The following is a 21,574-nucleotide window of genomic DNA, read 5'->3' on the forward strand; positions in this document are numbered from 1 at the left end:
ATATACCCTATCGGTCTTAGTGTTAATGGCTAATTGAAACGCCATATCTCAATCGAGATATGGCGTTTTTCCGTTTTAAGGTAGGGAGAGGTTTTGTAATTGGAATGAGAGTCTCAATTATCATTTTGTTTTTCTTATTCAATCGCTTATGAGTAATGGTCTTTGTGGTTAAGACAAAAAACAATAGTCATCGAGGTGGAGTAAATCTATAAGATAACGGTCCACTTTAAATTACGACTAACTTCGCTCAATGAAAAAAAACTTAATTGCGTTGGCTATCATATCCACGGCTCTTTCCGGGTGTAATCACGATTCACTAAGCTATAGTGACGGCCCTGATACGGCTCCTCCAACAGACATTATTCCACCAACGGATATTCTTCCTCCGACAGATATTGTTCCACCAACGGATATTCTTCCGCCGACTGACATTATTCCACCAACAGATATTATTCCCCCAACAACTTACATCGGTTCACTGTTGTCGAGCGGGGCGTTTGTTTCTGGAGATGTGTACTGTGACGGCATTCATCTTGAAAACGGAACGTTCAGTGTAAAACAAGGCGTGAGTTTTAGCTGTACCTTGGGTCACCTTACTTTAGGTGATTTCACGGCTCCTTTCCCCGAAGTCACAGAAAGCACGATTTCAAATGATGCGCTTCATGCGGCATTTGAGTTGACAGAATTACATGGAGACAACGTTACCAAGGTACTCGAATCAATTGATGTTTGTGAGACTGAAAGTGCTATCTGTCTAAAAGAGCTGGATGCTTTTGATATTGAGGATGTGTTCTCGCAGCTTGATGATCAAGATGCTGTCGATGCGTACTTTTCATCGAAAGAAGAGGAGTCTACAGATGAAGTAGGTAAGGCTCCTAGTTCACACGTAGACACAACTGTTGTTCCTGCGGTTGACCCTAATGCGGACAATAACCTTAACGCTGGTTTTGTTTCTGCAGACGCGGAGTCTACCTATGCTTATAAGCCAAGTGTTGAAGGTAAGGTGTTAACTCGCAGTAAGCTTACAGACGCTAATGGTACGCCGATTTCTGGGATCAGTTTCTTTTCGGCTAACGCGACGGGCGTGACGGATGAAGAGGGAGTCTTTGAGTACCTGTGGGGCGACAGAATCGTTTTTGGTATTGATACGTTTGAGTTTGGCTCCATTACGGGTAATCAGGTTGCTTATAAATTGTCTGATGTGACCAATAATGTGGTTGAGAAAGCGAATATCCAGTCATTACTAGAGCGCTATGCGGTTGATCATGTAAGTTATTATGAGATATCTGAAGAAGTCCAAGATACCTTTTCAAATTACCCTAACGTTATAAATGAGTTGATCAACCTAACTCTGCCAAATGGGGGGCTGATAGAGGGTACAGACTTCGAACTTCCTAATGAGTTTGTTGGTCAGTTTAGCCAAGGGTTAACGGCAGTCATTGATGAGCAGCTGCGCCAAACGCCTCAGTTTATGGATTATGTTCGTCAACCTGCCGTTTTATCTATGAATTCTGGTCAGTATGTAACAGAGTCTCTGAAGCAAATCTTCCACAACGTCACCAAATTCCATGTCTTCAATGACAATGGTAGCTTTTACGGTGCGACGGGGTATACCCGTGGTATGCGAGCTCTGAACATATCGAACAGAGCATTCCCTGTGGTGATGCCAAGAACTGATAAAAACCGTGAGCTTTACTTTGGTGAGCAACAGGCTTGGACTCGTGAAGGTAAGCCTTACATCGCACAACACCCAAGCATCTCGATGCCTCCGATTCCTTTAGTCTCTGAAGACAACGCGACTTATGGTTTCCCATTCGTTACTGCAGGCGAGATAGGCAAAGGTAAGGTCGTGTTCATGGGCAATGGCTTATATCCAAGTATTCTGTCATGCCCAGAGAATTATTGGGCTAATCGCACATTACATATCGACAGCAACAAACAACAGTGCACTGTTTCGACGTTTGAAAACCTACTACATGATGACCAAGGCAGCATGAGGTTGTTTTTCTCGAACTTGTTTGAGTGGTTCAATAATGGTTTGCCTATTGCTGGGATGAATGCAGTGACCAATATTGACCAAGCCTATTCGGCTTATCACCACTCCACAATGGGTAAGCAGTACACGTTTTTTGTTAGTCCTCAGTATGGTTTTGCGTCAGTAGAAAAGCGTGGTTCAGGTGACTTTGATGATTTGGATGCGAGTAATACGCCGATTTTGATCCTTCAGGCATACCCACCTAAGTTGGTTCAAGATGGCATGACTAACCAGTTTGTTGCTGACTTGGATAACCCGAACTTAAACCAAGACGATATTACGGCTCTTATTAACTATGTTAATGACGGTGGCAATATCTTGTTTATGGATGCGATTCAAACGACTAATCCTGAACCTGTTGGACGCTTGGCAGATGCCGTAGGTGTATCTCTTGGTGGTGAAAACGTTACCCCGACAAACCAAGCTTTCTGCGGTAGCTCTTATTACTGCCAAGCACCTTATCCTAATCTTCACGTGAAGAGTCAAAAGGAAATGGTGGTTCTTGAGCGTTTTCAAGATAACCAAGGAGAGCCTCCATTCACGGTAAATCAAGATGGTACGGTTGAGTGGATCAAAGATGAGTCCAAGATTAAGTTTGAGATCCCGACTTATGAGGTTACTAAGTTAGACGCTGAAGGGAAGCCAGTGCTTGATGCGTCTGGTGTAACAGTAATGGAGAAAAAATCCGCACGTATCTTTGTTGAATCGGCAGAAGAGCGTGAAGCGGCGATCAAAGAACTGCAATCTGCATTTGTTGGAACTGATCTTTGTACAAACGATTATGAATATGAATTTAACTGTATTGAGACTCGTTCTGGAGACGGTGTTACTGTTCGCGGTGCTTATTATCGCGCAGACTTTGATCGCTATGAAGTAAGTGAAGCTGTTGTTGGTAGCATGGTTAAAGCGGCGAACTTGGGCACTAACTTTACGGCGCTTTATGAGCATGAAATTTACTATAGAACAAAAGGTACTCAAGGTAAGCGTCTGTCTAACAGCGAATTGAATCAAGCGTTTGATAACCTGTCTGTTTGGATGTGGAATGACAACGCATACCATTTTGAAACAGAAATACAAGATGAGTTGGGGTTCAAGCAGGCTGTTCAGTTCCTTAACTGTTATACCGAAGACTTACATCAAACAGACACAATGGATGCACAGTGTCCTGTTGACTTAAAAGCGTCGTTAGTCGCTAATGGAATGATTCATGGCGAAGGTGAGTTATCTGGGCAGTTGAATCCTAGCTATCCATTAAATTACATGGAGAAACCTCTGACTCGTATTATGTTGGGGCGCTCATTCTGGGATCATGAAATCGTTGTTGATACCACAATGTATCCGGGTCGAACTTCGGGGGCATCTTCGTCAAGTACGGTAATGGTTCAGACCAACGGTAAAGCGGTGACGTATTCGGCAGGAAACAATCAATCGACAGGTCTGTGGGCACCTCAATTACAAGAAGTAACTATTCAAGATGGCGTGGCAGCTACGATTACTGTGATGATCGCGGATGATCTTACAGGTAAGCCGAATCACGAAACGAGTTTGAAACGCCCTCCACGTATGCAAACCAGCTTTGACTACAATGGTTCGAGCTTAACTTTCAAGGTTCCATATGGTGGCCTTATTTACATTCAACCGAAAGTAAAAGAGCTTGGTGAAGTCTCGTTTAGCATTGATGGCGCGTTAAAAGCGGCTTGGTGGAAAGAGGGACAGTGGATTAACACTATTCAATCGGCAGACGCACCAATTGCAGAAATCGATACGGGTTCATTTATTTACACTACACCAATCAGGAATCTAGAATCCGCTGATTTGAACCAATTCGCAACAGATATGAATCGATTCGCTGAAGCGGCAAGTGACTTCTACGGGCGTGATGAGAAACAAAGCACTGGTTTACACCGTAGGTTCACTTATCCAGAACTGAATGCGTTCCGCCATCGTTTTGTGAATGACGTGCAGATTTCGATTGGCGCTGCTCACTCTGGCTACCCAGTGATGAATTCAAGCTTTAACGCAAATCGGACATACATTCCAACCAACCCTGTGAACGATTGGTTGTTGTGGCATGAAGTTGGTCACAACTTAGCATCAGCTCCTTTCCTTGCGGCTGGTAGTACAGAAGTGACCAATAACCTTCTTGCGTTGTATATGCAGGAGTTAGAGGGGCGCAATGCAAACCCTGAAATGGATCGTATTAAATCGGATATTAAGAAAGCACCTAAATGGCTAGAGCTTAATAATGAACATGCGTGGTCACATGGTGATGCAGGTTTACGATTAGTTATGTTTGGTCAGCTAAAAATCTGGGCAAAATCGAACTTTGCAATTGATGATTGGTATACACGCGGCGCAAGCCAATCTGATGTGTATGGTGAAGATGAAGGCTGGAACATGTTCAAACTTATGCACCGTAAAGCTCGAGGTGATAGAGAAGGCGACTCGAATACGAACTATTGTAGTGCTAGCGAGACTGGGCTTTCTGGTGGAGACCTAATGATGGTGTGCGCTTCTTATGTTTCAAACTATGACTTAAGTGACTTCTTTGAAGTTTGGAACGTGGGCGAAACGTCCATGACTAATGCTGATGGCACGAAGTCTTATAGTGGCGGAATTAGCTCTAAAGGTCTTAGTGCGGTTGAACAATTAAAACTAGAGAAACCAAACAACAGTCCTTTGAATGTTGATTCAATTTACTAACGCTAATTATTGCTAAAGCATTTTATAGCTTAAAAACAAACGCCACACTGAAACTACGTGTGGCGTTTTTGTTGGAATGCTCTAGAAATTTCAGCTAGATCAGTCTTCTACATGATGTTTAATACTTCGGCTGCCATTGGTTGACTGTCCTTGCTAGAGAAAGCAGGTTAAACTGTTCGCATCATAATTCTAAAGGATGGTGCCATGTACCACGGTCATATCTATTTCCCTCTGCGATTTGCAGAGCAAGCAGAAACACTGCGTCAGAAAATTTTAGCGGAACGTAAAGATGTATTAGAGGTTTTCCCATTAATACAGCGTTTGGTTGGTCCACATAAGATGCCAATGTTTGAGATTCACTTTGCGAACAAAGAGTCGGGCATTGTTGAATGGCTTGAGCAAGAACGCGGTGATATGTCGGTGTTGATTCACCCTGTAACTGGCGGTGAAGAAACTTTGGATCACACAGTACGAGCGATCTGGCTTGGTCGTGAATTGGGTGTCTTTGAAGAAACGCTTACTAGCTAATCAAATATACCAATATTGCACTTAACTCATTCCGACCGGAAAATACATGAACAATAAAAAGGCTCCTCAAATGAGGAGCCTTTGTTTTAAGGAGCCGTTTTACCAAGAAACCGGTTATCAAGAGCCTCTGGTTATCGGGCTGAACCGTTAACCAGAGTAGGGGGATTAAGCCTCTGCCGTTACTTTAGAGCCGCTCATCTTTTTAAGTGCTGCGTAGCCAAAGCCTGTTACTAGCGTACCTGCTGCAATCGCTACTAGGTACATAAGTACTGGAGAGATAGCGCCAGGAATCAGTAGTACGAATAGACCGCCGTGTGGAGCCATTAGCTGTGCACCAAACATCATTGATAGAGCACCTGTTAGTGCACCACCTGCCATACAAGCTGGGATAACACGCATTGGGTCTTTCGCTGCGAATGGGATTGCACCTTCAGAGATGAAACATAGGCCAAGAACGAATGATGCTTTACCTGCTTCACGCTCGCCTGCTTCAAACTTGTCTTTCACTAGGAAAGTCGCAAGGCCCATACCTAGAGCTGGAACCATACCTGCTGCCATGATTGCAGCCATTGGTGCGTAAGTTTGCGAAGCCAGTAGACCAACACCGAATGTGTAAGCGGCTTTGTTTACCGGACCACCAAGGTCGAAACACATCATTGCGCCTAGAATCACACCTAGAAGAATCGCATTAGACGTACCCATGTTGTTTAGGAAGTCTGTCATTGCGCTCATTACGCCAGAAACAGGACCACCTACGATGTAAACCATCACAAGACCAGTGAACAAACTCGCGATAAGCGGAATGATCAGGATTGGCTTGAGGGCTTCCATTGACTGTGGAAGTTGAACCTTGTCGGCAATGAGTTTTGCAGAGTAACCTGCAATGAAACCTGCCGCGATACCACCTAGGAAACCTGCGCCCGTTGAGCTAGCCAGCATACCGCCAATTAGACCTGGAGCCAGACCCGGACGGTCAGCAATCGAGAATGCAATGAAACCAGCAAGAACAGGAATCATTAGAGCGAATGCAGAACCACCACCGATAGTCATCAGTGCTGCTGCTAGTGTGCCTTCTTCTTTAAACGCTTCGATACCGAACACGAAAGAGAGTGCGATAATCAAACCACCCGCAACTACCACTGGAAGCATGTGCGATACACCTGTCATTAGGTGCTTGTACACGCCTTTCTTCTCGTCAGCAGGTGCTGAATTTGAAGAAGCAGTGTGTTGGTATGGTTTAGCTTCTGCGAATGCTTTTTCCATCTCTTGCTTTGTTTTCTTAAGCGCAGGACCCGTTGTCGTTTTGTATAGCGCTTTGCCGTTAAAACGATCAAGAGGAACGTCGATGTCGGCAGCGATGATAACAAGATCAGCGTCTGCGATTTCTTGGTCTGTCAGTTGGTTTTTCGCACCTACAGAGCCGCGAGTTTCCACTTTGATTTGGTGACCTAGGCGTTTGCCTTCTGCTTCAAGTGCTTCAGCTGCCATAAAGGTATGTGCAACACCAGTCGGGCAAGCGGTAATCGCTACGATCTTTTTGCTGCCCGTCGCTGGTGAAGTGCCAGTAACCGCAACTGTTTTTTCAACTTGAGAAGCGTCTAATACTGTTGCTTCTGCTGCCGCTTTCTCAAGAAATGCTTTTGCATCTGCTGTGCATTCAGAGATAGCTGCTTGGTACACTTTCTTACCGACAAAGCGCGCTTTATCAACGTTTGTGTTGGCTGCGATAACCACAACGTCGCTGCTGTCGATAGTGTCTTGCGATACGGTTGAGTCAGGTAGCACGCTTGATTGACATTCAATAGCGGCGTTCCAACCCAGTGCTTTTGTCGCTTGCTCTAACAAGCCTGCGGCGATGATGCTGTTTGCTACGCCACTAGGGCAAGCTGTGATAATGGTAATATTCATAATAAACCTTTTGTCCTATTTGCTTGTGTCTAACTGGCTAGTTGGAGCACTAAGCGACTGTAATTGGATATTTTGTAGTACTGAGTCCAGCTCTTGTTGGCTGGTGATGCCCACGCCTACCTGTGAAACTGCTAGAGCAGATAGGGCGGTTGCGAATTTAATAAGTTCTGGTTTTGGCATCTGTTGCATGTGACCCCAACATAGACCAGCAACCAATGTGTCACCTGCGCCTACCGTGCTTACCACTTGCATACGCGGCGGTTGAGCATGTAACCATTCACCTTGGTTTAGCCACATCACGCCTTCTGCGCCAAGTGACACCACGATGTTCTCAATACCTTTTTCACTTAGGGCTTGGCCTGCGTGTTGGCATTGGTCGCGTGTGGTTAGTTCTGCATTGAACAGCTGAGACAGCTCTTCGTCGTTTGGCTTAATCAGCCAAGGTTGCGCATTGATACCGGCTTTAAGTGCGTCACGGCTGCTATCAAATAGCACCTTCTTACCTAAATCGTGTAAGCGTTGAACCCAAGAAGCGCAAAGCTCAGGAGAGATGCCTTGTGGCAGGCTGCCTGCAATCACGAAGTAATCGTGTGTTTCAGCAAGCTCTAACAAGGTTTCTTCAAACGCTTTAATCGCGTCAGCATCAACAGGAACACCTGGGAAGTTGATATCGCTTACTTGGCCTGAATTTTCTACCAATTTCACGTTGATACGAGTCGCGCCGTCGACACGGATGAAGCGGTCAGTTGCGCCCATCTGCTCAAACAGTTGGCAGAACGCTTCTTCGTTATTGCGACCAAGGAAACCTGTTACGGTCACTTTCGCGCCAAGCTCTGAAAGTACTTTCGCTACGTTTACGCCTTTGCCCGCTGCATGCAGAGAGCCTTTGTTTACTAGGCTCACTGAGCCCACATTAAGTGCGTCGATAGCGCCTGTTAGGTCGAGAGCAGGGTTTAGCGTAACGGTAACGGCTTTGATTTGTTTATCAGACATATCGATTCCTTAACCTTCGCCAAGGCCTGAAGCGATAGCTTTACCAATCGATTCAAGTGCTTGTGCTGCATCTTCACCTTCAGCAACAAACTGAAGCTGGTGGCCGTGTTTAACGCCAAGCGCGATGACTTTCATTAAGCTCTTCGCGTTCACTTCTTTTCCGTCGCCATCTAGGTTTGAAACGCGGATCGTTGATTCAAACTTCTTCGCTTCAGCAACTAGCATTGCTCCCGGACGAGCGTGCAGGCCGTGTGCGTTTTTGATTTTGAATACTGCGCAGTTGTCATCGTCTTGAGAAGCTGTAGAAACCGCTTCACCTTTCAGAAGGCCAATCACTTGCGCTGCGTCAGCGGCTAACAGTTGTTGCTGTTTACCTTCAAAAACCATCTTGCTTAGGTTTGCCAGAATAGATTGGTGCGCGCTGTTACAAGCGGCGAATGCTACCAATGCTTTAACTGGTGTGCCTTCGTATTCACAATGGTTCGCTGTTGAAACGAAAGATACGCCAGTGCGAGTTACACCTTTGTCGCTGCCCAACAACCACAGGCCTTGGCCTAGGTGAGTTGGTGTTTTCGTTACTAGGTCAGCAACGAATGCGTTGTCTGTGCAACCTGTGTTCTTAAGTAGACCGCCCGCAACTGCAGACATTTGAATCATGTCGCTTGCAGGGAACAGTAGCTGAACTAAAGAAGCGTCTAGGTCGGCTTCAAGCTGAACTTCGCCGTTAAGTAGAGCGATGATTTCGTCTTCTGATTTCGCTTGCTTTAATTTCTCTTCAACACCGTCAGCTGCCAGAACTTTGGTTAGCTGCTTAAGGATGCCTAAGTGCTCGTCAGATTTCGCTGCAATACCAATTGCTACGTAAACACGGTTGCCGTCTGCCCAATCAATACCTTCAGGGAAGTGGTGTACTGCAACGCCTGTCTCTTTTACTAGGCTACGCGTGTCAGTGGTGCCGTGAGGAATCGCGATGCCGTTGCCTAAGAACGTAGAGTTCTGGTTTTCACGGTTCAGCATTCCTTCAACGTAGCCAGAGTCAACTAGGCCTTTCGCAGTTAGGTCGCCAGCAATGTTCTGGATAGCTTTGAATTTGTCATCGGCCGTTTGGCCAAGAGTGATGTCAGATTTTGATAATTTAAGCATGGTGCCTCTTTAGCGTATCGCTTGAGAATTTGTGTATCGCTACGATTCAGTCTAGAGCAAATGTTAGTGAGCTTTACTCGTTGCTTGCTCTTTGTTTTATCTTAGCTGAATCGGTTCAGCATTCAGTGTAAAAAAATTCAGCAAAGCCAATTCTGATAACCAAAATAGTTTTGCTGCGTGTCGTAATTTCAGTTTCGTTTATAACGAGAAGTTGAATCACAACAAATGACGCTCAATCCATACAAAAGTATGATTGAAGTCACTTTTCAGATTTTGCTGAATCCTTTCAGCTTTTATACTGAATCGATTCAGCATATAATTCAACTAATCCAAGGATCAGAAGATTGGTTATATGATCCTACGCACAAAATACAGGTCACCCATATGACACTAGATGAGATTGCCAAACTAGCCGGTGTGTCGAAAACGACAGCCAGTTATGTGATTAACGGCAAGGCGCAGAAATACAGAATCAGTGAGAAGACTCAGCAGAAAGTAATGGCGGTTGTCGACGAGTATAACTACCGTCCAGACCATGCTGCTTCATCGCTGCGTGCTGGTAATAGCCGTTCATTTGGTTTGATTATTCCTGATCTGGAAAACAGCAGTTACGCGCGTTTAGCAAAATTGATAGAGCAGAACTCACGTAAAGTGGGCTATCAAATCCTGATTGGTTGTTCTGATGATGACGCCGAAACCGAGCGAAAGGTCGCTGAAGCTTTGGTCAGTCGTCGTATTGATGCTTTGCTGGTGGCGAGCTCAATGCCAGACGCCAACGAGTTCTACTTGAAACTGCAAAACTCAGGTACCCCAGTAATTGCGATTGACCGTCCGTTAGACGATGAGCACTTTGCTTGCGTGATCAGTGAAGATTTCGAGGCTGCATTTGAACTGACCCACTCGATTCTCGATGACAGCATTCATAGTGTTGGCTTGATCGGTGCGTTACCTGACCTGAACATTTCACGTGAACGTCAGCTGGGTTTTGAAGCGGCGAATAAAGCACATACTCAACAAACAAGGCTAGCAGAAAACAAGCCGATGGTAGTGGGTTATGGAGAACACTTTGATAGAGAATCAGGGCGCGAGATTTTTGAGGGTTGGATTGCCAAAGGCACGGTGCCTGATGCGATTGTGACTATGTCTTACACTTTGTTAGAGGGTGTGTTGGATGTGATGGTTGAAAAGCCAGAGCTGATTAATCAAGTAAAACTGGCAACCTTTGGTGATAACCGACTGCTCGACTTCTTGCCTTTTAAAGTCCATTCACTGCCTCAGCAGTTTGAAGTAATTGCCGACAGCGCTTTTGCTTTGGCGCTGAATGCATCGGCTAAGCGTTACCAAGCTGGCATTGAACTCGTGCCAAGAAGCTTAGTGAAACGAGGCTAAACGCGGTTATATTAGGCTAATTCGTAAACGTATCTAGCTTGGGTTTAACAATAACCCCAGTTCTACGACCGCAACAATGCCGAGCAACAAAGCCAACACTTTCCAAAACTGGATCGGGTTTCGGTTTATCAAAGGTTGCTTGGCTTTGCTTTTCACCAAGCTTTGGTTTGGTGTGTAAAGGTCAGCGACAAAATCCCCCAACACTTGATGACGTTCGCTTGGTGATTCCGCGCAGGCTTTTTGTAATACCAAATCCACCCAGCTTGGTAAGTCAGCTCGTTTCTGTGTGATGGGTTGGTATTCCCATTGATGGTGACGAGATTGCTTAAGCGATTGTGCGGTCATTTCAGAGTAGGGTAATTCACCGGTTAGCATCTCATAGCCGATTACAGCGATAGAGAACAGATCAGAGCTGGTGGTCGCGCTGTTGTGCTTGATAGTCTCGGGTGCAATGTAATTGACCGCGCCTAATGGTGTGTCGTCCTTGTCAGTGAGCTCTCCCTCTTCAAGGCCTCTCACTAATACCGCACCAAGGTCGATGATTTTTACCTCACCATCACGTTGAATCATGATGTTCTCGGGCTTTAAGTCTCGGTGCACCATGTCTGCACGTTGTAATACTCGAATGCCTTGAGTGATCTTTTCTAATATGTCGCGCACTTCATTGAGTGACGGTTTTGGGTTGTCGTACATCCATTGTCTTAGGGTGATACCTTCTACCCATTCGCAGATTTGGTATAAGAATTGCGAGTTCTCTGGCGTCGGGTAAACCTTCATTACTCTCTTGTTTTTTAACAAGATCCCCGCCCATTGTTCATTAAAGAAAGCTCTGAGTTGCGAAGGGCTATCGTGATATTGAACGGAAGGGACTTTCAGCACGAACTCGGTTTGTGTCTCTTTCTGCATCACACGATACACATGGCTTCTTGACCCTGCATACAACACCTCAAGTACCATGAAGTTGTCGATACTTTGCCCGAGCTTTAAAGCGGGTGGGATTGCCCGTTTAGCCAGCTTCTCATGGAATTCAATCAGCGAAGGTTTAGGCAGATGGCTGACTTGCACAATCAAGCAGCTCACGTTGTCTGAGCTATTGTGGCTTAAAGCGGTGTTACAGATGGTTTGCGCTGCGTATTCGAAATCCGCTCCGGGTTTATCGATGTGTTCTTTGAAGGTGTTGGGAGATACAAACTCGTGCACGCCATCAGATGTCAGGATAAAGCAGTCGTTTTTCTTGATAGGCAGGGTTTGATAGTCAACGTTGAGTTGGTTGTCCATGCCTAAGGCGCGTGTAAGATAATGCTTCTGTCCCATATTTTTACGGGTGTGGTCGCGGGTCAGTTGGCGTAATTCTCTATCTCTGAGTAAGTAAATGCGGCTGTCGCCAACGTGGAATATATGTGCGGTGTTTGATTTTAATATCACGCTGCTGAACGTCGAAACGAGGGCATTGTGGTTCACTTGTTGTGCGGGATGAATATTAGAAACAGACGTGTTGAAGAGCCAAGAATTGAGGGACGTTAAGACCTTTTGCGCCGAACGTTGAATGCTCCAGCTTTGGGGGGTTGCGTAATAGTCGTCGATAAACTGCATCACGCTGGTGTGACTGGCTTTCTGGCCGTGTTCACTACAACTTGCTCCGTCTGCAATGCAGGCAACACTGCCTTTCAACTCTTGCTCTGCGCGAGTTTTAGGGTGTTTTACAATGATGGCATCTTGGTTTTCATCACGTACGCCTTGATTCGAATAACCACCAAACTTAAGCGTTAACTGGTTGTTGGATTCTGGCGTGATGACTTGCCCTTGGCTGAATGAAATTGTCATAACTTGTCTTCTTCTTAACTGCTCTTCTTCCCGCTTCCTTGACAGAACATCCTAGGAAGAACAAAAGCCCTAGTGAACTTAGAGCCTTTGAACGAAGCACCTAGCATTGATGTATCCGCTAAGGTGCCTCTCCCGATTCAATAATATCAATGCTTCTTAGTACAGACCCTAGCTTGAAACATTAATCAGCGTGACACTGCCGTCGTCGTTTACTTCGGCGATTTGACCGTTAGGCTCTTCCATGAACAGCAGAGTCACAAAGCCAAGTACCGCTGTTGCAGCAATCACTAAGAAGAATGTTTGGTAGCTCACGAATGACAACACAGTTAGGTAAACTACCGCACCCACGTTGCCGTAAGCACCCGTCATACCAGCAATTTGACCTGTCATACGACGCTTGATTAGAGGAACCGTTGCGAATACCGCACCTTCACCCGCTTGCACGAAGAAAGAACACGCCATCGCCGCGACAACTGCTAGCCATACAGGCCATGTGCTGTCGACTTGACCCATTGCGAAGTAACCCACCGCAAGGCCAATCGTTAGAATAAGCAGTGTTGGTTTACGACCGAATTTATCTGAAATCCAACCACCACCTGGGCGAGACATTAGGTTCATAAAGGCATAAGCCGATGCAACCATACCTGCAAGAACCGGTGTTAATTCAAAGGTTTCAGAGAAGAACAGTGGCAGCATAGAAACCACAGCCAGTTCAGAACCAAATGTCGCGAAGTACAATACGTTAAGTACCGCAACTTGCTTGAATTTGTACTGGTGAATCTCTGGCACTTCTTCTTTAAATACGTTCTTGTTTACTTTCCAAACTTGCGACACTTCGTACACGTAAAGCGCAGCTAAACCGGCATACACTGAGTAAACCGCCATGTCTGACAACATGTTGATGTTGGTTGGTGATAGCTTCCAAGTCAGTAGCGCTAAAGCGGCATACATAGGGATCTTCATAATAAGTAGGAAGAAAAAGTCACCCTGTGATGTCACTTCCATCGCTGTTACTTGAGCAGGCTTGAAGTAAGTTGAACCTTTTGGTGTATCTGACACGTTTTTGTAGAAGATAAACGAGAACGCTAAGCTCATTACGCCAGTAATACCAACCGCATAACGCCAGCCGTCTTCACCACCAAACGCTAGAGCGAGAGTTGGAAGTGTGAACGCTGCTGCTGCTGAACCGAAGTTACCCCAGCCGCCGTAAATACCTTCTGCAGTACCCAGTTCGTTGTGTGGGAACCATTCAGACACAAGACGAATACCGACAACGAAACCTGCACCAATGAAGCCCAGTAGGAAACGAGCGATTGCTGCTTGAATGAAAGAGTCTGCCAGAGCAAACATGAAACAAGGGATAGAACAGACCGCGAGTAGCGAAGAGTAAACCAACCTTGGGCCGTATCTATCGGTTAGCATGCCTATTGCGACACGTGCCGGAATGGTCAATGCAACGTTGAGGATCAGGAGGGTTTTGATCTCTTCAGTAGAAAGACCAAGCGTAGTTTTTACCATTTGCAGTAGTGGGGCAAAGTTGAACCACACAACAAAGGTAATGAAAAAGGCCATCCAGCTTAGGTGTAAGACCTTCATCTTACCCGTAAATGAAAGCAGCGAAAATTTAGTGTTATCCATGGTTTAAATCCTTTAAATCTGGAAAATTACCCGGTTTGTGCACCTGCGTTACTTCCGAACTTAGAACGCTTTTAATGTGCATAAACCCTGTGCCGAAATTGCGCACGCTAATAAGCGTTTGCATGATGGTGTCGGCGGTTTAGTTAACTGGCGATAGCAAGTGGTGCGAGAACTTGAACTTGTTCTCCTTGTTTGCGAACTTCAAATTTCACGAGCTTGAGCTCAGGCTGTTCAAGACATTCGCCAGTTTCTAAGTGGTAATGCTGCTTGTATAAGGGTGAGGCCACGTAAGGTTCTCCGCTTAATGAACCAATTATACCACGTGACATCACATTCGCCTTGCCGATAGGGTCGTAATTAGAGAGCCCATAAAGCGTGTCGCTGCGCTTGCAGTAAAAAATAGCCACTTGGTTATCGTCTACTTTGGCGCAAATTCCCCCGTTTGGGGTTAGATCGCTGGTGCTGCATACGGTTGTCCAATTTTCCATGACTTTCTCCTAGTCTAAAATTGAGTTTTTATTTTTTTATTGATGAACCTGATGAAATTTATGAAACCTCAGTCACTTCGATTTGGTCTGCTTTAGCGAGCTTTTCATCGCGTTTTGAATTCGAAGCATCACTCAAGCTCGGCTTAGGAAAACGCTGCTCTCGCTCTTTGATGAAAGAGAGGCTAGTGTCCATTTCTTCACTGTTGATGTAGTGCTGGAAGCGCTTCATCTTCTCAGGGTTTTCAATGGTGGTTTTCCATTCACACTGGTACTTCTCGATGTTGAGTGCGATGTCCGCTTCGAGTTCTTCAGCTACGTTGAGCTTGTCTTCAATCACGACTTGCTTGAGGTATTCAATGCCGCCTTCGAGGTTCTCCATCCATACCGATGTACGCTGTAAGCGGTCTGCGGTACGTGTGTAGAACATCAAAACGCGGTCGATGTATTTAAGGAGTGTGGTTTCGTCTAAATCAGTGGCGAATAGGTCTGCATGACGAGGACGCATACCGCCGTTACCACAGATGTAGAGGTTCCAACCTTTGTCGGTGGCGATAACACCAATGTCTTTCGATTGGGCTTCTGCACATTCACGAGTACAGCCTGAAACCGCAAACTTGATCTTGTGTGGTGAACGCAGGCCTTTGTAGCGGTTCTCAAGTCGAATCGCTAAGCCAACACTGTCGTCGACACCGTATCGACACCAAGTGCTACCGACACAAGATTTCACGGTACGAACCGATTTACCGTAGGCGTGGCCCGTTTCAAAACCTGCATCAATCAGCTTTTTCCAGATGATAGGCAGTTCGTTAAGCTGTGCGCCAAACAAGTCGACACGCTGACCGCCCGTGATTTTGGTGTACAGGTCGAACTCTTTAGCGACTTCGCCTAAAACAATCAATTTATCTGGAGTGATTTCACCGCCAGCAATACGCGGAACTACCGAGTAAGTGCCGTCTTTTTGCATGTTGCCAAGGTAGATGTCATTGGTGTCTTGCAGCTCGATATGTTGATCTTCAAGGATGTAATCGTTCCAGTACGAAGCCAGAATCGAACCGACAGCCGGTTTACACACAGTACAGCCCAATCCGTTGCCGTGAGAATCTAACAGCTCGTCGAAGGTCTTGATTTTGTTGACGCGAATGATGTCGGTAAGCTCTTGGCGAGAATAAGCAAAGTGCTCACAGATATCGTTAGAGACTTCCACACCTAGGTTACTTAGCTCGCTATCGAGAACCTGTTTCGCAAGGGCAGAACAACCGCCACAACCTGTTGAAGCATTCGTGGTTTCTTTCAATGCAGCCATCGTGGTGCAGCCCGCTGAAACGGCCTCTTTAATATCGCCTTTGGTCACATCAAAACATGAACAGATCACAGCGCTATCAGGCAGAGCTTCAACACCCATTGCAGAGCCAGAATCATCGGCCACGTTAGGTAAAATTAGCACTGATGGGTTTTCAGGAAGGGGCATATCATTTTGCTTGATTTGCAGTAGCGAACCGTAGGCTTCTGCATCACCGACCAATACGGCACCGACAATTTTCGTGCCGTCAGCCGAGATGATCAAGCGTTTATAAACTTGTTCAATTTCATCGTTATAAGTATACGATTGAGCGCCTTCCGTCTTGCCGTGTACTTCACCAATACTGGCCACATCAACACCCAGTAATTTGAGTTTGGTGCTCATGTCTGCACCAGTAAATGAAGCGTCGCTCGTTCCGTCCGATAAGATATGCGCAGCCGCGATTTTCGCCATTGAATAGCCAGGGGCGACTAAGCCGAAGATCTTGTTGTCCCAAAGGGCACATTCACCAATCGCATACACGTTGTCGATGTTGGTTTGGCAGTGATCGTTAATCACAATGCCGCCACGTTCACCAATGGCGATATCAGAGCTGCGAGCTAAGGCATCTTGAGGGCGAATACCCGCAGAGAACACGATCATATCGGTTTCAAGGTGGGTGCCGTCTGCAAAGTTCATACGGTAGCGAGCGTTTTCTCCGTCGACTATTTCAGAGGTCGCTTTCTCGGTGTGAACCTGCACCCCAAGGTCTTCAATCTTTCTGCGCAGTAGCGCACCGCCACCGTCATCTAATTGTACGGCCATTAGGCGAGGCGCGAATTCAACCACATGAGTTTCCAAACCAAGGTTTTTGACGGCGTTTGCGGCTTCTAAGCCAAGCAGACCACCACCAATCACCACGCCAGATTTGCTGCCTTTGCTTGAAAGCTCGATGGCGTCTAAGTCTTCGATGGTGCGATAAACGTGACAGTGTTCTTGGTCGTTACCGGGAATAGGGGGAACAAAAGGGAAAGAGCCCGTCGCCAAGATTAGCTTGTCGTAACTTTCAACGTGACCACTTTCAGTGATGACTTGTTGATTGGCGGTGTCTAGCTTGGCAACCTTCTGGTTCAACAAGTAGTTCACGCCGTTGCTTTGGTAATACTCTTCACTGGTCAATGACAGGTCATCAGCGCTTTTACCATTAAAGTAAGCCGTTAGCTGAACACGGTCGTAGGCCAGCCTTGGCTCTTCAGTAAAAGTAATCACATCAAACTCATCACTCTCTGATTGCAGGATGTTGTCGATAAATTTGTGTCCAACCATGCCGTTACCAACAACGACGATTTTCTTCTTGCTCATAATCCATTCCTTATTCTCGGCGTCACCATCACTAGCATCTAATTTCTAGTCGTTAGCAGATGAATACCGGGTTGAGATTCCACTCAATTCATAATCATCAAGAAAAACAAAAATGTTTTTTCTAAGTCTTGGTTTTTAGTGGAGCAAGGAGGATGCCAGATTACGGTTCGTTCATTTAAATAAAAATTAACTTATAATTTTCAGTGGTTTAAAAAATAGAGGTAGCACGCAATTACCCCTAAAGTGGTATGTAAAATTTTTGTTAGATTTATATAAATGAGCGTTTGTGGTGCAACTTTCAGCAAGATGGTGCAAAAATTAAGTTTCTATCTTTGTTAAGTTCTAATTGGTTCATTGCTGATATTTGTGTTTTTATTAAGTTGTTGTTTTTAGTTGAAATTATTTGCTATTCATCAGCTGCTATTAAGTGGCGTGTTATTTGCTTATTTTTAGTTATTACAATTATGGATAATTGAGTGAGAAACGGATGACCGATTCAAACAGCGGCTGGATAAAATCGACCTGTGCTTATTGTGGTGTAGGGTGTGGAATAGAAGCGAGACCGACATCGTTAGGAAAACTAGAAGTGCGTGGTGATAAAGATCATCCATCAAACTATGGAAAGCTATGCACTAAAGGGATTGCGCTCGGCGACACCGTCACGCCTTTAGGTCGTCTTACACAGCCTGCTCATATTCAGAATGAGCAAAAACAAGAGCTAGATTGGAACAGTGCCACTCAGTTGGTCGCAGACAAATTTAATCAAACCATCGAAGAATTTGGGGCCGATTCGGTTGCGTTCTATGTGTCTGGTCAGCTGCTTACCGAAGACTATTACGTTGCCAATAAACTGATGAAAGGCTTCATTGGTAGTGGCAACATCGACAGTAACTCTAGGCTATGTATGGCTTCAACTGTGGTCGGGCATAAGCGTGCATTTGGCGCAGACACCGTACCGGTATGCTACGAAGATCTTGAGCAAGCCGATCTAGTCGTGATTACAGGCTCTAACCTAGCATGGTGTCACCCGGTACTTTTCCAAAGATTAAGAGCCGCGAAACAAGCCAACCCTGCATTGAAAGTCATCGTCATAGACCCGCGTTATACCGACACTTGTGAAATCGCAGACATTCACTTGGCATTGGAATCAGGATCAGACGTCGCATTGTTCAATGGTTTATTGGGTTACCTCGATGATAACGACAAGCTAGATGCAGACTACATAGAAAACCACACCCAAGGCTTTACTGAATCGATTCGATCTGCGACTCACTACCGTTATACAGAGTCAGGTTATACCGAATCAGGCTGGGGCGACAAAAGCGTTCCTGAGCTGACAGGGTTAACAGAGCAGCAGCTAAAACAGTTCTACAGTTTGTTTGCATCGAACGAGAAGGTGCTGACCATTTACTCCCAAGGCGTGAACCAATCCACACAAGGGTGCGACAAGGTAAACGCCATTATTAACTGCCATTTAGCCACCGGGAAAATCGGTAAACCGGGCATGGGGCCATTTTCTGTAACGGGCCAGCCGAACGCGATGGGTGGGCGAGAAGTGGGCGGTTTAGCCAATACCTTAGCGGCGCACTTTGAATTTGGTGACCCGCAATCACACCAGACCGTCAGCGAGTTCTGGCAAACCGACAGCTTAGCCACACATGCGGGTTTAAAAGCGATTGACCTGTTTGATGCCATGAATGAAGGCAAAATCAAAGCCGTGTGGATCATGGCAACCAACCCAGTTGTGAGCCTGCCTGACAGCGAAAAAATTAAAGCCGCATTAGAGAAGTGCCCATTTGTGGTGGTATCTGACTGCATTGCCGATACGGAAACCACTCGCTTGGCTGATGTAGTGCTACCCGCGCAAGGGTGGAGCGAAAAGTCGGGCACCGTGACTAACTCTGAACGCCGAATTTCACGCCAGCGCCGCGTGTTACCAAGCCCAGGGGAAGCCAAACCCGATTGGTGGATTCTAAAAGAAGTCGCACAAAAAATGGGATTCAAAGAGCAATTCGAGTTCCGCCATGAAGGTGAGATCTTCAAAGAGTATTGCGAGATGACAGCGCTCGGCAATGAAACAGGTAAAGCGCGTGACTTGTGCTTAATTGGACTCACGCAACTGGATGAAAAAGGCTATGGCGAACTCACTCCACAGCAATGGCCAGTACTTGAGTATCAACCTGAGATCATCGAACAGCGCATGTTCACCAATGGTGAGTTCTTTACCGAATCAGGCAAAGCGCAGTTTATTGCAGTTGAGCACGACAAACCGATTGCCGATACCAGCCTTGAATTCCCACTTATCATGAACACAGGCCGAATCCGAGACCAATGGCACACCATGAGCCGCACAGGCTTGGCGGCAGGTTTAGGTGAGCATACCCCTGAGCCTTTTGTTGCGATGCACCCAGATACCGTTTCAGAACTGAACTTGGATGAGTTTGGGCTAGATGCTTTCAACCACGCGACTATTAACCCTGTGGTGAAAGTGCGCAGCGCACAAGGGGAGTGCCAAGCGCGCTTAGTGGTGACCAAAGAGATGCGCCGTGAACAAGTCTTCATGCCTATCCACTGGAACGCACCCACCGCCAAAGACAGCAAACCATGCGAACTAATCTTGCCTCATACCGATGCCGCATCAGGTCAGCCAGAATTCAAACATACCCCAGTGATGGTTGAACCGTGTGGCTATCACAGCGAAGCCGCACTGGTCAGTGACAAGGTGATGGATTGCAGCGGCTTTGATTATTGGGTTCGCCAAAGAGTAGAGGGCGGTTTTCTGTATCGAATATCTTCCTCTAAGAACCCAATGGAGTTGGTGATTCAGCTTGCTAATACCCTCGATGCCTTGCCAGAACCTAACGCAGAAGCGATCAAATCACTCCATTACCACGGCAATAAATCATTCAAGAACTACGGCTCTGCCAAGCTGGGTCAGTCTGGCGTAAAGCAAGCTTTCGTGGTGAACAGTAAGCTTGACCATCAAAGCATCGATTGGCTGGTGGAATGTCTAACCCGAGAAGCCGATGAAGAGTTCGAAGCCGAGTTTTTGAGTACCATGGCGAAGTAGTTACTACCTCTAACCTATTAATACCAAGAGTTAAGCGCCGACAATTACGTCGGCGTTTTTGTTTGAAAACACGATATTCAAAGATATGACTATTCATTATCGAGCTGCGGTTTACTCACATATTGGGGAGTTTTCTGCATTTTGCAGAAACTATATGGAAAATTTCTGCTTTTCGTCATGTTTGATACGAAGATAAGTAGGTAAGATAATGTTATTAAATGAGTTATTAGACTAAGTGTAGTGTGTCTTGGAAACTAGACAGAATTGTTTCGGGGACAAAATGCAGAATTATTCTGTCTAATATAGCTGTTAACTGTGCTTTGAGTCACGAACAAATACTATGAGCTTTATCATCCCATTTTCATATGCAAAAGTGTGAAGTGTTAGTTTTGTTTAAAGAGATCAAGGATGAAAAAGAGTGTGTTATTAGTGCCTATTCTGGGTGCCTTTTTAACTGGTTGTGCAAATAAATATGTATCACCAACAAATACTGGTAATTTGACCCAACTTAGTCTTCAAGCGGAAGGGGATGGAGCGTCGCTAGCTGGAATACAGATTAGGTTTTGGCATGTAGAGAATGCAGGCAAATGTGACATGTGGGAAATTGAAGGTGACAGAACTCTGATGCATACAATTGAAATCGGCGGATTTTCAATGTTTGGTAATGAACAGTCAAAAACATTACCAATTGTTGCCGGGAATAAATCACACTTTTTGGTAACAGCTACTTCCGGAAGTCTTATGTGTGGGGTCATTTCTGATTTTGTTCCAAAAGAAGATGAATCGTATATTTTGAAGTTTGATGGTGTGCTACAAGCTTTGAGTAAGTCACAGTGTAGTGTTGAGCTAACTACCAGTGACCACAACCCTGTTGAGTCGTTTAACTCTCAACTCTGCTTTAAGCCACATTGACCGCACAGTTAACAAAGCATTTAAGAGTGATTCGCAACGCTTGGCGCTTTCGCTTCGCTCAAGTATAGCCAAGCGCTGCTCACACCTTAATGCGGCTACATGGATTCCCCCGGTTGTCAAACATCCGCTAAACTTATGTTGATGGGTTTTGGACTGCCGCTCTACATTCGGCCTACTTATCGACGATTCGCATACGCCGTGGCCCTGATGACTTGCGCGACTGCGGTGCCTTATTCGTTAGATGACATCTAGTGTGTCCGCCGCATTAACAGGCTCTCCGCAAGTGGTCTTAACCTATCTCC

At 45.8% G+C, this 21,574-nt stretch carries 12 protein-coding genes; 5 read left to right on the plus strand and 7 right to left on the minus strand.

The window, feature by feature from the left end; translation table 11 throughout:
- Positions 1–250: 250 nt before the first annotated feature.
- Entirely contained in the window at positions 251–4,738 is a 4,488-nt protein-coding gene (locus tag LMH68_RS19635; protein WP_229647760.1) for an SslE/AcfD family lipoprotein zinc metalloprotease, read from the plus strand.
- Between the two features lie 204 nt (positions 4,739–4,942).
- Positions 4,943–5,266: a DOPA 4,5-dioxygenase family protein gene (locus LMH68_RS19640; protein WP_017060873.1), complete on the plus strand. Its 324-nt coding sequence runs from the start codon at positions 4,943–4,945 to the stop codon at positions 5,264–5,266.
- Positions 5,267–5,431: 165 nt separating this feature from the next.
- Here the strand turns inward: LMH68_RS19640 and fruA are convergent, their stop codons facing one another.
- The 3 genes from fruA to fruB are packed head-to-tail and all read right to left on the minus strand — an operon-like array spanning position 5,432 to position 9,310.
- Positions 5,432–7,174 (minus strand): PTS fructose transporter subunit IIBC, encoded by a 1,743-nt coding sequence (fruA, locus tag LMH68_RS19645; RefSeq protein ID WP_229647761.1) that lies wholly within the window; start codon positions 7,172–7,174, stop codon positions 5,432–5,434.
- Between the two features lie 15 nt (positions 7,175–7,189).
- A complete protein-coding gene (pfkB, locus tag LMH68_RS19650) occupies positions 7,190–8,167 on the minus strand; it encodes a 1-phosphofructokinase (protein WP_017090852.1) in 978 nt (325 codons plus the stop codon).
- A 9-nt stretch (positions 8,168–8,176) separates the two neighbouring features.
- Positions 8,177–9,310 (minus strand): fused PTS fructose transporter subunit IIA/HPr protein, encoded by a 1,134-nt coding sequence (gene fruB / locus LMH68_RS19655; RefSeq protein WP_171733640.1) that lies wholly within the window; start codon positions 9,308–9,310, stop codon positions 8,177–8,179.
- A 384-nt stretch (positions 9,311–9,694) separates the two neighbouring features.
- Here fruB and cra point away from each other — a divergent pair, with 384 nt between their 5' ends.
- The gene (gene cra / locus LMH68_RS19660) at positions 9,695–10,699 is read left to right on the plus strand and encodes a catabolite repressor/activator (protein WP_229647762.1); all 1,005 of its coding nucleotides are present in this window, start codon (positions 9,695–9,697) and stop codon (positions 10,697–10,699) included.
- A 33-nt stretch (positions 10,700–10,732) separates the two neighbouring features.
- On the opposite strand, the gene LMH68_RS19665 is transcribed toward cra, so the two are convergent.
- The 4 genes from LMH68_RS19665 to nirB form a co-directional block, all read right to left on the minus strand.
- Positions 10,733–12,523, minus strand: a complete 1,791-nt coding sequence (locus LMH68_RS19665) for a bifunctional protein-serine/threonine kinase/phosphatase (protein WP_229647763.1) — start codon at positions 12,521–12,523, stop codon at positions 10,733–10,735.
- 168 nt (positions 12,524–12,691) lie between these two features.
- A complete protein-coding gene (locus LMH68_RS19670; protein WP_229647764.1) occupies positions 12,692–14,161 on the minus strand; it encodes a NarK family nitrate/nitrite MFS transporter in 1,470 nt (489 codons plus the stop codon).
- A gap of 143 nt (positions 14,162–14,304) precedes the next feature.
- Entirely contained in the window at positions 14,305–14,649 is a 345-nt protein-coding gene (gene nirD / locus LMH68_RS19675; protein WP_012600889.1) for a nitrite reductase small subunit NirD, read from the minus strand.
- Between the two features lie 58 nt (positions 14,650–14,707).
- Positions 14,708–17,290, minus strand: a complete 2,583-nt coding sequence (nirB, locus tag LMH68_RS19680) for a nitrite reductase large subunit NirB (RefSeq protein ID WP_229647765.1) — start codon at positions 17,288–17,290, stop codon at positions 14,708–14,710.
- 472 nt (positions 17,291–17,762) lie between these two features.
- Here nirB and LMH68_RS19685 point away from each other — a divergent pair, with 472 nt between their 5' ends.
- A complete protein-coding gene (locus LMH68_RS19685) occupies positions 17,763–20,360 on the plus strand; it encodes a molybdopterin oxidoreductase family protein (RefSeq protein WP_229647766.1) in 2,598 nt (865 codons plus the stop codon).
- A 408-nt stretch (positions 20,361–20,768) separates the two neighbouring features.
- A complete protein-coding gene (locus LMH68_RS19690) occupies positions 20,769–21,272 on the plus strand; it encodes a hypothetical protein (protein WP_017064753.1) in 504 nt (167 codons plus the stop codon).
- Positions 21,273–21,574 lie beyond the last annotated feature (302 nt).

The sequence above is a fragment of the Vibrio sp. F13 genome, assembly GCF_020806305.2.
Taxonomy (GTDB): domain Bacteria; phylum Pseudomonadota; class Gammaproteobacteria; order Enterobacterales; family Vibrionaceae; genus Vibrio; species Vibrio crassostreae_C.

Excerpts from the sequence above, each read along its gene's own strand:
- LMH68_RS19640 (WP_017060873.1), top strand. The coding sequence starts at position 4,943 with ATGTACCACGGTCATATCTATTTCCCTCTGCGATTTGCAGAGCAAGCA.
- fruB (WP_171733640.1), bottom strand. The coding sequence starts at position 9,310 with ATGCTTAAATTATCAAAATCTGACATCACTCTTGGCCAAACGGCCGAT.
- LMH68_RS19670 (WP_229647764.1), bottom strand. The coding sequence starts at position 14,161 with ATGGATAACACTAAATTTTCGCTGCTTTCATTTACGGGTAAGATGAAG.
- pfkB (WP_017090852.1), bottom strand. The coding sequence starts at position 8,167 with ATGTCTGATAAACAAATCAAAGCCGTTACCGTTACGCTAAACCCTGCT.
- LMH68_RS19690 (WP_017064753.1), top strand. The coding sequence starts at position 20,769 with ATGAAAAAGAGTGTGTTATTAGTGCCTATTCTGGGTGCCTTTTTAACT.
- LMH68_RS19635 (WP_229647760.1), top strand. The coding sequence starts at position 251 with ATGAAAAAAAACTTAATTGCGTTGGCTATCATATCCACGGCTCTTTCC.
- cra (WP_229647762.1), top strand. The coding sequence starts at position 9,695 with ATGACACTAGATGAGATTGCCAAACTAGCCGGTGTGTCGAAAACGACA.
- nirB (WP_229647765.1), bottom strand. The coding sequence starts at position 17,290 with ATGAGCAAGAAGAAAATCGTCGTTGTTGGTAACGGCATGGTTGGACAC.
- fruA (WP_229647761.1), bottom strand. The coding sequence starts at position 7,174 with ATGAATATTACCATTATCACAGCTTGCCCTAGTGGCGTAGCAAACAGC.
- LMH68_RS19665 (WP_229647763.1), bottom strand. The coding sequence starts at position 12,523 with ATGACAATTTCATTCAGCCAAGGGCAAGTCATCACGCCAGAATCCAAC.
- nirD (WP_012600889.1), bottom strand. The coding sequence starts at position 14,649 with ATGGAAAATTGGACAACCGTATGCAGCACCAGCGATCTAACCCCAAAC.